Origin of the sequence: Chryseobacterium sp. KBW03 (genome assembly GCF_003852415.1) — a bacterium.
GTDB classification, from domain to species: domain Bacteria; phylum Bacteroidota; class Bacteroidia; order Flavobacteriales; family Weeksellaceae; genus Chryseobacterium; species Chryseobacterium viscerum.
Genome location: NZ_QAJO01000003.1, coordinates 157,734 through 171,501 on the forward strand (window position 1 = coordinate 157,734; position 13,768 = coordinate 171,501).

At 38.0% G+C, this 13,768-nt stretch carries 10 protein-coding genes; 6 read left to right on the top strand and 4 right to left on the bottom strand.

The window, feature by feature from the left end; translation table 11 throughout:
* Nucleotides 1–19: 19 nt before the first annotated feature.
* Nucleotides 20–1,213 (bottom strand): pyridoxal phosphate-dependent aminotransferase, encoded by a 1,194-nt coding sequence (locus DBR39_RS04640; RefSeq protein ID WP_124531056.1) that lies wholly within the window; start codon nt 1,211–1,213, stop codon nt 20–22.
* A gap of 262 nt (nt 1,214–1,475) precedes the next feature.
* Between DBR39_RS04640 and DBR39_RS04645 the strand changes: the two genes are divergently transcribed.
* From DBR39_RS04645 to DBR39_RS04670, 6 genes are all read left to right on the top strand, one after another.
* The gene (locus tag DBR39_RS04645; protein ID WP_124531057.1) at nt 1,476–2,819 is read left to right on the top strand and encodes a M20/M25/M40 family metallo-hydrolase; all 1,344 of its coding nucleotides are present in this window, start codon (nt 1,476–1,478) and stop codon (nt 2,817–2,819) included.
* A gap of 96 nt (nt 2,820–2,915) precedes the next feature.
* A complete protein-coding gene (gene rsmG / locus DBR39_RS04650) occupies nt 2,916–3,551 on the top strand; it encodes a 16S rRNA (guanine(527)-N(7))-methyltransferase RsmG (protein WP_124531058.1) in 636 nt (211 codons plus the stop codon).
* Between the two features lie 62 nt (nt 3,552–3,613).
* Nucleotides 3,614–4,018, top strand: coding sequence for a hypothetical protein (locus tag DBR39_RS04655; protein ID WP_124531059.1), 405 nt, complete (start codon nt 3,614–3,616; stop codon nt 4,016–4,018).
* The gene (locus DBR39_RS04660) at nt 4,018–4,566 is read left to right on the top strand and encodes a DUF922 domain-containing protein (protein WP_124531060.1); all 549 of its coding nucleotides are present in this window, start codon (nt 4,018–4,020) and stop codon (nt 4,564–4,566) included. Before DBR39_RS04655 ends, DBR39_RS04660 begins: the two co-directional genes overlap by 1 nt.
* On the top strand, nt 4,550–7,237 hold the full coding sequence (locus tag DBR39_RS04665; RefSeq protein WP_124531061.1) for a PD-(D/E)XK nuclease family protein: 2,688 nt from the start codon (nt 4,550–4,552) through the stop codon (nt 7,235–7,237). Before DBR39_RS04660 ends, DBR39_RS04665 begins: the two co-directional genes overlap by 17 nt.
* A gap of 181 nt (nt 7,238–7,418) precedes the next feature.
* A complete protein-coding gene (locus DBR39_RS04670) occupies nt 7,419–9,782 on the top strand; it encodes a patatin-like phospholipase family protein (RefSeq protein WP_124531062.1) in 2,364 nt (787 codons plus the stop codon).
* A 99-nt stretch (nt 9,783–9,881) separates the two neighbouring features.
* Here DBR39_RS04670 and DBR39_RS04675 read toward each other — a convergent pair whose 3' ends face one another.
* The 3 genes from DBR39_RS04675 to DBR39_RS04685 are packed head-to-tail and all read right to left on the bottom strand — an operon-like array spanning nt 9,882 to nt 13,767.
* Nucleotides 9,882–11,021 carry a cytochrome-c peroxidase gene (locus tag DBR39_RS04675; protein WP_124531063.1) on the bottom strand — a complete coding sequence of 380 codons (1,140 nt, stop codon included), beginning with the start codon at nt 11,019–11,021 and terminating at the stop codon, nt 9,882–9,884.
* 7 nt (nt 11,022–11,028) lie between these two features.
* Nucleotides 11,029–12,543: a DUF6850 family outer membrane beta-barrel protein gene (locus tag DBR39_RS04680; RefSeq protein ID WP_124531064.1), complete on the bottom strand. Its 1,515-nt coding sequence runs from the start codon at nt 12,541–12,543 to the stop codon at nt 11,029–11,031.
* Nucleotides 12,544–12,546: 3 nt separating this feature from the next.
* Nucleotides 12,547–13,767 (bottom strand): DUF4876 domain-containing protein, encoded by a 1,221-nt coding sequence (locus DBR39_RS04685; protein ID WP_124531065.1) that lies wholly within the window; start codon nt 13,765–13,767, stop codon nt 12,547–12,549.
* Nucleotide 13,768 lies beyond the last annotated feature (1 nt).

Here is a 13,768-nt window from a genome sequence, read left to right on the forward strand (position 1 = left end):
ATTTTTGATGGTTAGTTGATTAATTGAATGGTTCCAATAAGGTTTTGATTCGTTTCATAGCTTCTCTCAAATCTTCCTCTGAAGCAGCGTAAGAGAATCTGATACATTCCGGGCTTCCGAAAGAAAAGCCTCCCACACATCCTACATGAGCGTTTTCCAGAAGGAACATGGCAAAGTCGTCTGAGTTTTTGATTTCAGTTCCGTTCAGCGTTTTTCCGATATAGTGCGAAATGTCCGGGAAGAAATAAAATGCTGCTTTTGGAAGCAATACTTTAAACCCTGGGATTTCCTGAATCAGTTCATACACAAGATCTCTTCTCTTTTTGAAGGCATCAATCATGTATCTGTATTCGGAAGGATCTGTTTTCAATGCCGTAATGGATGCTCTCTGTGCCATAGTATTGGCTCCGCTGGTCATTTGTCCCTGTACTTTTTCACAAGCTTTTGCCAGCCATTCCGGACATGCAGAATATCCTATTCTCCATCCTGTCATGGCAAATGCTTTTGACATTCCGTTGATTACGGCTGTCTGCTCATATACTTCAGGAAACTGGGCAATAGAAGTCGTACTTGTTTCATAATTGATGTATTCATAGATCTCATCAGAAATGATAGTCACCTGAGGATATTTAGCAATAACTTTAGCGATAGATTTTAGCTCGTCATAGGTATAATATCCTCCTGACGGGTTACATGGTGAGCTGAAAAGGACTGCTTTGGTTTTTTCTGTAATAGCTTCTTCAAGCTGTTCTGCAGTGACTTTGAAATCTGTAACATAAGATGTAGGAAGCATCACAGAATTTCCTCCCATCATTTTTACCATTTCATCATAACTTACCCAGTAAGGTGCAGGAAGAAGAACTTCATCTCCATCATTGATAACAGATGCCAATACATTCAAAATAGCTTGTTTGGCACCATTGGAAACACAAATCTGGGTAGGTTTGTATTCCAGGTTATTATCTCTTTTTAATTTATATGCAATAGCCTCACGCAGTTCCAGAAATCCCGGAACAGGAGAGTAGTGGCTGTAGTTTTGGTTGATGGCATCGAAGGCTGCCTGTTTGATGTTGTCCGGAACATCGAAATCCGGCTCGCCAAGAGTTAAGCTGATCACATCTATTCCGCTGGCTTTCATTTCTCTGGCTTTGTTTGACATGACAAATGTCTGTGAGTATCCTAGTCTTTTTACTCTATCTGAAAGTTTATCCATGAATTTTTTTGAATTTTAACAAATATATAATAAAAACGTGTTGCAGAGATAATAAAAGTGGGATTGCTTTAAAGATTTTTGTCAGGTTTTTATCATTTTTTGGAAGGGAATCATTCTGATTATTTGATAGATATCAACAAATTGATTCCTGTTTCAGTAAAATAACAATCAATAAAGAGATTAAACGGGAAATTGTATGGAAAATAAAAATTATTTGTGAAGCTCGGGGTTTTGTATCTTTAATCGATTTAAGAATTATCCTATGAAATATTCCGTTTTTTTATTGCTGATTTCCTGTACTGTTTTTTCTCAGGGACGATCAAAAGATAAAGATGATGAAGTGAAGAAATATGTTTTGCAGGTCAATGAAGACTCATTAAAATCATACATAAATACCCTGGTAAGTTTTGAGACCAGACATACTTTAAGCTCCATAGATGACCCCAAACGGGGAATAGGAGCAGCAAGAAACTGGGTTATTAAAAAATTCAAGGATTACGCGAAAAATTCTGGTGGCAGAATGGAGGTGTACCTTCAGCAGGAAGATATCCAGCCTGATGGAAAAAGAATCGATAAAGTCGTCAATCTTGGAAATGCGGTTGCTTTTCTGAAAGGCACTGATCCTAATGATAAAAGAGTCTTCCTGATTGGAGGACATCTTGATTCTAGGGTGACAGATGTGATGAACAGAACTTCCGCGGCGCCCGGAGCCAATGATGACGGCAGTGGAGTAAGCGCTGTTATAGAAGCCTCGCGGATACTGAGCAGATCTTCATTTCCCGCTTCCATCATCTTTGTCGCATTTTCAGGGGAAGAACAATCCTTGCTGGGATCGAAAGTCCTTGCCGAAAAAATAAAAAAAGAAAATTTACAGCTTGAAGGTGTCCTGAACAATGATATGATCGGGAATCCTAAAGCAGGAGAAACTGGGGAGATTAATACCCGTATACTTCGTGTATTCAGTGAAGGGCTGCCTTACAAAGATCTGGACAAAAAGGCGATGGCTATCAGGAATCTGGGTTTTGAAAATGACAGTGAATCCAGACAGTTAGCGCGATATATCAAAGAGATTGCAGAACAATATGTCAAAAGACTTGAAGTAAAACTGATCTATAGAAATGACAGGTTCTTGCGAGGAGGAGATCATACCAGTTTTGTCAATAATGGATTTCCATCGGTAAGACTTACCGAATATTATGAAAACTATGATCATCAGCATCAGGACATCCGGATAGAGAACAATAAGCAATATGGTGATCTGCCGGAATTCATAGATTTTAAATATTTGAAAAGGAATGTCGCCGCTAATGTTGCCGTGCTGGCAAGTCTTGCAAAATCTACCGCAAAACCCGAGAAAGTAGAAATGGATGTTAAAGAATTGACCAATTCTACAACCCTTCATTGGGAAAAGCCAAAATCGGGAACACCAGCAGGATATTACGTATTGGCAAGGGAAACAGACAGTCCGGTATGGCAGAAAAAAATATTTACAACAGGACTTTCCATTAAAGTCCCGCTTTCGAAAGACAATTATATTTTTGCCGTACAAACAGTCAGCAAGTCCGGGAACCTGAACATACCTGTAATTCCGGGTGTTGCAAAATAATGCCCTTGTTGAAAACGGGTCTCAGAGTTTGGTCTGAAAAAGTAGATTTGAATACAAGAGAAATAAAACTTATTTTTGCTGTTTATAATAATTCACATGTCTGCATCGTTACTATTAAAATATTTCCCGGATCTTACTGAAAAACAGGTAGAACAGTTTACACAATTGGAAAAACTGTATAATGAATGGAATGAAAAGATCAACGTAATTTCCAGAAAAGATATGGAGTCGCTATACGAAAAGCACATCCTGCACTCTTTGGGAATTGCAAAAGTGATGGAATTTGCACCAGGAACCAAAGTATTGGATATCGGAACCGGAGGTGGTTTCCCAGGAATTCCTCTGGCCATCTTATTTCCTGAAACACAGTTTACCTTGATCGATTCTATCGGTAAGAAAATCAGTGTGGTACAGGCGGTATCAGAAGGAATAGGATTAACGAATGTTACGGCTATTCACGGGAGAGCAGAGAAACTGAAAGAGAAATTCCACTTTGTAGTGAGCAGAGCGGTAACCCAGATGCCTGAATTTTTAAGATGGCTGAAAGGAAAGTTTGAAAAAGAACAGTTTAACCCTAAACATAACGGGATTTTATATTTGAAAGGCGGTGATCTTGCAGAAGAGCTAGCCGGACTTCGATGTGAAATCTTCGATCTTAAACACTATTTTGATGGAGAATTTTTTGATACTAAAAAAGTGGTTTATGTATCAAAAGGTAATTTTAGTTCCTGATTTTACATAATTGGGGAATAATTTTTGCTAAATATTTATTAATAATCAGAAAATTGAAGGTTATGAAAAAACTTTTAAACATTGGATTTTCGGTATTAGTGTTTGGCGGGCTTCTGGTTTCGTGTAATGATGACGATTACCATACGGTTGAATCTATCGATAAGATCAAAATAGACAGCGTAAAAATTGTCAATGATACGATGGACGTTTTTGCGATTCAGAGCATAAAAACTTATTCCACTTATCCGTCTCACTGCGAAGGTTTTTACGGATACGATTATATTTACAACAATAATCTTGAGAGAACGGTTACTTCCTATAAATATATTACCAACGGACCTTGTACGCAGGGAAATTATGTAGGGGCCAACCAGATCAATTTCAGCCCGCAAAGAAAAGGAACCTATACTTTTAAATTCTGGAACGGCGGAAATAACTGGATTACGAAAACAATTGTAGTGGAATAATGAGATTGACTTTTGTATTGTGTTTGCTGGCCGCTCAGACTTTATTCGGACAGGTAATTACCTGGCAGGAAGGTAAAAAACTGACGTGGGATAATTTTAGAAGCCCGGTCAATAAGAAAAATAATCCTGATGTAGCAGCATATACCCACTGTGGCTGGGAGTATTCTGCCATAAAATCCTCTAATCCAAAATCGCCGGTTACGATTACCATCAAGACAATATTTAACGAAGATAAATCCTGGAAGGATGTCAAAAAAATGGATGATTACATTCTACTGCATGAGCAGAAACATTTTGATATTGCAGAATTATTTGTGAGAAAATTCAGAAAGGTAGTCGCTGAAAAAATAAAGACATCAGGTGATTACAGCCAATATTTCAAAGCACTTTATGATGAAATATCAATGGGTTATAAAAACTTCCAGATGGCCTATGACAGAGATACCCGCCATGGAATAGATAAAGAAAAACAGGCAGAATATAATACTGCGATTTCTAAAGAACTAGACAACTTAAAAAGCTACCAAGCCCTTGAAATTCCTCAATAAGATCATTCACGAACTGCTGACGCAAAACACGGATCTTTCTGCGTTTAATATCATTCTGCCCGGAAAGCGTCCCATTGTATTTATCAGGCAGATTCTGGAGGAAAATAATTATTCAGGACTCCTGCCCAACTTTTTTACTATAGAGGAACTCATCAATACGATTGCTGATCAACAGCCGATTCAGGGAATTCCGTTATGGCTTTTTTCATTTGATGTATACAGAAGTATGAATCTTATCCCAAGAGATGATTTTTCGGACTTTCTGAAGTGGTTTCCTACCTTGCAGAAAGACTGGGATGATATTCTAAAGTTTTCAGACAGTGATCTGGCGGTTCTGCAGTATATGTTTGATGAGGAAAGGATCAAGGAATGGGCTCAAAACCTTGGTGAGGACGATGATGTCCCAAGGAAGAAGTTTCTTAATTTCTGGCAGAATATGAGCGTTTTTCTCCCTGCTCTAAAGGAAAGACTGCAGGAAAAAAACTGGGCTACTTCCGGAATGATTCATGAGGCAGCGAAAGCTAAGATTGTTGATTTTGCTAAAAGTACCAAAGAACAGTTTGTTTTTTGCGGGTTCAATGCCTTTACTCCGGTAGAGGAAAAGCTGGTAAGAAGTCTTTTGCAGTGGAACAAAGCACAGTGCTTCTTTCAGGGAGACCGTTATTATTTTGATGATGAGAGACAGGAAGCCGGAAAATTTCTGAGAAATCATAAAACATGGAAAGAATTTGATGATAACAGGGCTTTCCAATGGATTGAAGACGATTTTAATCAACCTAAAAAAATTAAGGTATACGAAGTCTCCGGGAATGTAACCCAGACCAAAGTGCTGCCTGAGATCTTTAAAGAGATCAATAATAAAACCTATTCCAATACCGCTGTAGTATTGCTGGATGAAAACCTTCTTCCTGCAAGCCTTGATGTGATGCATGGTGTTGATAATTTGAATATTACGATGGGATTCCCATTGAAAAACTTATCTTTTTCTAATGCTGTAAAACGTCTTTTCTATCTGCAGAAACAGCTGGAAAAAAATAAATCCTCTTACTATTACAGAGATGTTTTTCCAATCCTGGAGGAACTTCCTAAATCTGTTGAAGATGAACAGGTTATCAATGATTTTAGAATCAAAGTAGAAGAGAGGAATATTGTTTATATCTCCAAAAAGCTTTTGTACGAGCTGCTCAGCGGGCTGTCTTACTTTGGACTCCTTCAGAAAGCGGAAGGAACCAATGTATATCTGGATATGCTTATCGACTTCTGCCAGAAGGTAAAATGGCTCGAAATAGATGATATTCAGTACGAGAATGTTTCGCACTTTGAAAATGCATTCAGAATCATCAAAAATCAGCTGACTCCTTACAATATCGAGATCAAAATGGAAACGCTGGAAATTCTGATCAACCAGCACATCAACTCTGAAAGTATAGATTTTCAGGGAGAGCCGTTGAGAGGATTACAGATCATGGGACTGCTGGAAACCCGTCTCCTGAACTTTGAGAATGTCATTTTACTTTCTGTGAACGAAGGGAAACTACCCTTGGGAAATTCTCAGAATACCTATATTCCATTTGATATCCGAAGGTTCTTTGATCTTCATACTTTCCTGGAAAATGACAGTATTTATGCCTATCACTTTTACAGATTGATTCAGGATGCACAGAATGTACATTTGCTGTACAATGCATTAAGTTCCGGAGTGAATACAGGAGAGAAAAGCCGTTTCATTACGCAGATCGAAATGGAAAGCTCACATGATATCGAACACGTGATTATTGAAAATTCTTCGGAGCCTATCGCTACCAAACCGATAGAAATTTCCAAGACACAGATTGTGCTGGACCGTCTTGAGAATTGGAAGAAAAAAGTATCTGCATCCCACCTTACAAGTTACCTTTATAATCCGATCGATTTTTATCTTTCCAAGATTTTGAATACCTCGGAAACAGATGAAATTGAAGAGGAATTGTCTGTGAAAAATTACGGAAATCTAGTCCATTATTCACTTCAAGAAGTATATGAGGTATTAAAGGGTAAGGTTTTAAAAGAAAGTGATTTAAGGAATTCAGTTAAAGCAATAGATCACTATATTAATATTGCCATTGAAAAGCTGAAACACCAGCCGGAATTCTATGAAAAGGGGATGAACTATATCCATAAAGCAATTGCTAAAAAGGTGATTGAAAATGTCCTTAATCATGATCTTGAACTGATAAAACAGGGCAATAAACTGGAGATTATTGACATCGAAAGAAAGTTTGAAAACATCGATTTTCCTCTTGATGGAAATGATAAAATTTCCTTCTTAGGATATATTGATAGAATTGATAAGCTGAACGGAACGCTGAGGATTATCGATTATAAAACAGCCAAGATCAAAAATCTCAGTGTGAAAATTGATGAGGATAATGTAGCTGAATATTTTCATAACAGCGATAGAAAACAGGCACTTCAGCTTTGTATTTATCATTATGTAGTACAGCATCTTCCTGAGTTTTGGGGTTTTCCGATAGAAACAGGAATCTGGAGTTTTGCAGATGCTAAAAAAGGAATGGTTTCTCTGCAGTTTGACAAAGGAAACATTGATGATGCCATGAAATCTGTCAAAAACCTTATTCTTGAAATCCTGAATCCAGATGTTAATTTTGTGGAAACTATAAAAACGTATTAAAAATATTTAATTACAAATAAAGAATGTATTTACCTGTAAATCAATGTTTTGTTTATTTATGATGCTGTAAATACATTTATTTTATTGACGGATTGCTCTGATAAAGCAGGTAACTTTTTGTGTATCTTTACTACTTATTAAAAACTTTTAAAGTTTAAATCAGATACATTAAGCACGACCAATGAAAAAAATCCTGATATTTTTTGCCATCGCTTTCTCTCTTATTATCAAGTCTCAGCAGAAGAATGATTCTCTGAATATTGCCCTTCAGAATGTGACCAAAGACACTAAATTCGGTCTTGCTCTCAGTGGTGGCGGAGCAAAAGGGTTTGCTCATATCGGAATTCTAAAGATGATCGACTCATTGGGAATCAAGGTAGATTACATTACAGGAACCAGTATGGGAGGAATTCTGGGAGGCTTATATGCAATGGGGTATAATGCTGACCAGTTGAAACATACGGTCTACAAAATGGATTGGGGCAGAATTCTGAGCAATAAAATGCCGTACAATAAAGTCAATATCAGTGAGAAAGACGAATATGATAAGTATATTCTGGAGTTTCCGGTAGTAAAAGGAATTCCGACTCTTCCAAGTTCTTATATTGAAGGACAATATATGGGGGAAGTGCTTAATAATCTTACTTTTAATGCAAAACATATTAACGATTTCAGCAAATTAAGAATCCCTGTACAGCTTACATCTTCCGATATTGTGAATGGGGGTCTTGTGATGCAGAAAGAAGGATCTTTGCCCTTGGCTATCCGTGCTACATTGGCAATCCCAGCAGCTTTTGCACCGGTTTATATCGATGGGAAACTTTTGGTAGATGGAGGATTAGATCGTAATTATCCCGCCAATGAAGTCCGTGAAATGGGAGCTGACTTTGTGATCGGAGGCTATACCGGTTTCAGGCTTTTTACCAAAAAAGAGATTGAGAATCCTATGAAGATGATTTATCAGACTCACGCCATTCGTTCGGTGGAGGATTTCAAACATCAGAAGGAGCTGTCTAATATCCTGGTAGACTTTGTAGACCCGTTAGGAGATATTACAACGAAGGATTTTGCCCAATTCAGAAGAATCATTAAAATAGGGGAAGTGGAAGCGAGAAAGCACCTTCCTGAGTTTGTCGCTTTGGCAGAAGCCCAACGAAAGTTAGGCATCAAGTATGAGCATGAAATGATTGAAGAAGTAAAATTGCCAACAACGAAATTTACGTACAATGAAGAAGATGGTACCCCTATTAAAGACCCGGCAGAGATTGAAGTGCTTAAAAGGCAAATGGGGCTTACAGAAGGGAAGTATTACGATGTTAAAACCATCAATGAAGCAATAGACAGAGTATTTGGAATGCGCCAGTACGTAAAGGTGTATTATACGTATACCAATGAAAACGATGGACTGGTGATGAATGTTTTTGTAAAAAGAGCGAAAAAAGGAGCTTTTAAACTGGCTCTGCACTATGATACGGAACAGTCTGTAGGGATTATCATCAACTATACTTACAGGAATATCCTTTTGAACAGATCAAGATTTTTGGCAACGGTAGATATTTCAGAACGTTTCAAGGCTAAAGTTGCTTATCAGCAGTTCTTAGACAACGGCGAGCGTTTATGGCTGGATCTGGAGGCTAAAATGGTTAATCTTAAAAGTAATGATCTTAACTTTAGACTATATGACGTAAATGAAGATGGCGGCGACCGTTTTCCCAACCATATGTACCGTAATATAACCGGTAAGATTGCCCTGAATTATAATATTACTCCAAATGCCTATCTGTCACTGGGAACGGAGTTCAGTACAGAAAGAATGTACAGTTTACTGGATAAAGTAGACCAGTCAAAAGTAGATAATTACAGTAAAAAACTATATAATCACAGCAATTTCAATACATTCCTTAAGTTTGAACAGAACAATCTCAATAAAAGATACTTTACAACAAGAGGGAATCATCTTCAGGTGAGTACAAGATTTTATTACGGCGACAGATATCAACTTTACGATCTGGAAACAGTACAACCCTTTCTGTATGAAATATTGAATCCAAAAGACGCTTATTATTACGAACCTAAGAATCTTATTTCTTTTACTTTAAATGAAAATTTTTATCATCCAATCACAAGAAGGCTGACCGTAAAAGCAAACGTATTCTTGGGGGCAAGTTTTGGATCAATGAGGGAAGATCAGGTTCCGTATCTATTCCTGAATCAGAAATATAACCTGGGAGGCAGTGAGTATAATTATGATCTGCTAAGCCCTGAATTCAATGGTCTCCGTCAGAAAGAGCTTCCTATGACTTCGGTGGCTAAGGCGGCAATATCCCTTCAGTACAGGATTATGAAAAAACTCTATCTTACGCCTTCTTTCAGCTATGGGAAAGTGAGTGAAGAGCTTTCACCTTTTAATAATAGTTTCGATATGTTTGGGTATGGAGTGAATCTTGGGTATGAATCTCTTATCGGACCTATCAGTTTGAATGTTTCCAGAAACAGCCAGCTTGATTTTTCAAGGATCTATTTCAGTGTGGGCTTTAAGTTTTAAGGAATAATTTGTATTAATTTAAAAGGTATAAAAAAATCCTTTCATCTAAATAATTACTTTAGATAAAAGGATTACTGCTAATGGTATCAATTAATTAATCTATTTTCTTGGGATTTCCGGTCTTGGCATTTTATAATAACTTCCGGACATACTTTTTAAAAATGAAACTATAGCATCTATTTCCTGCTCATTCAGATGTAAAGGTTGTATCAAATGGTCGGTAACAGGAAAATTAGGATCAGCTTTCTTTTCTTCGGGAGTAGGATTTATCATCTGCATACCGCTGTTGTATAGGCTGACAATCCCATGCATATCATCCATTAGTCCATTATGCATCCATGGAGCCGTATAGTCGAGATCTCTCAGAGAAGGGGTTTTGAACTTTCCTGTATCATCTGAATTTTTAGTGATATGATACAGTCCAAGGTCCTCATACTCCCTTTTGTAATAGGTAAGTCCTATATTGTGAAAAGATTCGTCTGTCAGATATTTCCCATAATGACAGTTCATACACCTTGCCTTAGTCCGGAATAAATGCATGCCGTAGATTTCTTTATCACTCATGGCTTTATAATCTCCTTTCATAAACTTGTCCAGTTTGCTTGGCTGGCTTCTGATCGTTCTTTGGAAAGTTGATAACGCTCTGGCGATTTTATCAAATGTAATCTTGTCGCTCTGGTAGACTTCTTTAAAAAGCTGTCTGTATTCTTTCAATTTAGACAGTTTTCCGGCGAGTTTTTCCGGTTTCATGTTCATCTCATTGTGCGCGGAGATAGGACCTACAAGTTGCTCTTCCAGTGTTTTGGCTCTTCCGTCCCAAAAATAAGAAAGACGGTCTGCAATATTAAAAAGAGACGGTGTATTTCTTTTTCCCTGTAAGTGATCCGTTCCCAATCCGACTTCCTGACCGTCTCCCCAGCCTAGCTCCGGATTGTGGCAGCTGCTGCAGGATATCTGACTGGATGAGGAGAGCTTTGGATCAAAAAACAGCTTTTTCCCCAACATTACTTCAGGAATTTCCTGCGTGTCATAATAATTGGAATCCCATTCTATAGCCTCAAATTCCTTCCAGTTGACACCTGCATCCACTGACGGTTTAGGCCAGTATTGTGAAGGTTTTTTATATTGTTCCACAGCTTCTCCATAATCTACCCTGTATTTTTGAAGGGTATGCTGCATACAGAATAATGAAACTCCTCCAAGGACTGCGACTAATTTAAGATCTGAAAATTTTATCATAATGTGTTTAAAAAATACTTCCTATACTGACTGAAAATAGCGTGTTGCTATTACTTTTAAAATTGCTGTACATCATCTTACCCCCTACAAAAGCAGTCTTGATAACAGGGAAGCTGAAATGAAAGTTAATATCAAGCTTTGCCTGCCAGAAATCTGAAGACTGAAAAGCAAAATTTTCCTGAAGCATAGTATTGATGGACGGCTTTCCGGAATTGTTGAAAAGAGCATCCTTTTGATAGACATTGGTTGCAGAAAGTCCTACGATTACAGATAATACCTGCTGATGACTGAAAGTTTTCAGCCACTGATAATCTGCCCCATACATCATCTTGCTCAATTCTATTTTTGATGCCGGGCTGCTGTATTTTTCCTTTTCCTGAGCCCATCCAAAGAAAGGAGACAGAGATGAGGTGGCTTTTTCATTCCCCAGTTGCACAAGTCCTTTAAAAACAAGACTATTAATCATGTGGTTATATTTTTCCACACTTCCTATCTGTATGTAGTTTCTTGAATTTTCATTCAGGAACAGGTTCTCGGTACCTTTGCGTTCCGTACTGTTTCCTTCGGCAGAAACTCCCCAGATTATTTTTCCGGAATCAAAGAATTTTCCCGCTGAAAAGGTAAACTGGCGTTCATCAATTTTGGAAGCGTTGAGATCTGCATATTCTGTCAATAGCTTATCAAGATTAAACTTTTTTAGCCCCATATTCAGGTACCAGCTTCTGTTGTCTGCTTCAAAGATCTGTAAACCTCCTCCATAAGACCAGCCTTCATAATACGCCTGGCGGAGTTTTCCGGAAAGCAGTTCATTGTAATTTCCCAGCCCGCTCATATTATAGATCATAGGATATCCCTGATTGCTCACAAAGCTCAGATAATGCTTTTGAGTATATTTTTCAGCATTCAGATAAGCTCCGATTCTGAACTTCTGAAACATCAGTTTATTGGCCCCTATGGCTAAGGAAAACTGGGCTGCCGTATTTTTAGGGCGTGGATCTACATCTCTGTAGCTTAACGTAGCCTGATAACTTCCGGTAATCCCCAGGGTGTAGGTATTGATCTTTTTGGAATATCCTCCTGAAAAGCTATAATTTTCAAACTTCATATCACCACCTACACTATCGGCGGCTACGTAAGGATAGATACGCTCATAATCTGCATTTTCGTTCCATACCACCTGCTTGTTTTTCCCCTGTGTGTAGGAAGCATTGCCCCAGACTGATGTTTGATCATCTAGTTTTTGTAAGCTGTAAACTTTTGCACCCCATAAGTTTTTACCTTTTCCTTTCTGTTGAAGTTGATTGGGAGTCTTGCTGTTTTCAGTAAATACATTGAAAGTCGTAATACTGTATTTTCTCGCACCCGCATGGCTGGCTGGGTTGATGGTAATACTGTTTTTAATAAGCCTTTCATAACTGTACTCTTCACGTACTTTTTCTATGATGGTATCATTGATCTGAGCCTGGATTTTTATACCTGAAAAGGCGATCAGCAGAATGGATATGGAAAGAAAATGTTTCATTTTTTAATTAAATAAAGATGGTTTTACACCATGTTCAAAATCTGCTGTAGAGTTGTTGGTATCTTTAAGAATATTTTTGCCGTCTATTGTTTTTCCTGTCACTTTTCTGCGAACAGCTTTACCAAAACGATTTTTATCTCCATCAAAAGTGGTTACAGAAGTCCATCCCATATCCAAAGAAGGAGAAGTTACCAGCCATTGGAATGAATCCTGTACACTTAGATTCACAGCATCTATGATCCATTCATTTGGAATTTTGACAGCAGTGCCATCCATAGGATATACATCACCGCCTATCGTAAGGTTGTAGGTATAAGTATATGAGTTTTGACCAATCAGAGCCTGATTCGTCATCCCTTGTGGCATACGCGCCAAAGCATAGGCATAATATCCCTGTGTATGAATCACCATTTTTTCAAAAACGTTTACCATTTTCGGAACCGCAGGATTGTCGATATCATCTGAATCTTCTTTGAAAATCTGGAAATTAGCATTGGAAAGATTAATGGACGAAGGATTAAAATCTTTATGATTAATGGCATCTTCTGCAATAATAATGGATTCTCCAGCTTTTACAGGATACATTGTTCCGTTTCCTGGAATTCTGATAATAGCACCGGCAGACAGCGTAGTTCCCATGATGTTGGGACTGTAGTCCTGTTTCTCATTGGTCATAAAACTGGATTGTATCAATAACATACCATCGGCATACAATGTCTTGTCCGTATTATTGGTGATTTTAAAATACTGATCACCGAAATACATGGCTCCCTGTGGTGTTTTGGTTCCGGTAAAGAAAACCTCTTCCAGGATAAGATCATTGCTGCTTCCTGATTTTAAGGACAAATCCAGCGTCTTGCTTGTTTCGCTTCCGCTAATGACTATTCCGTTTTGTACGCCGGCAACTTTAGCTTCTGTCGGCCCGGAACTGTCAGCATACATGATGCTTCCTTCTGCAATGATGTTATAGGTCCCTGAAGGAAGAACAACCTGCAGAGTATTGGTATTTGTAAGCTCCTGAGTAATCGTAAATCCAGAATTAAGTTCTTTGAAACTTATTGTAAGATGTTTATATTCTTTAACCTGAATATTGTCAGGAACTACCTTGAGTTCCAGTTTTAATGAGGTCTTTGCTTCCGAAGCATCATTGGAGTCTGAAGAACAGGCTGTAATAGCGATTGCTGCACACAATACGAGCAGTGTTCTTAATACATGTTTTAACATA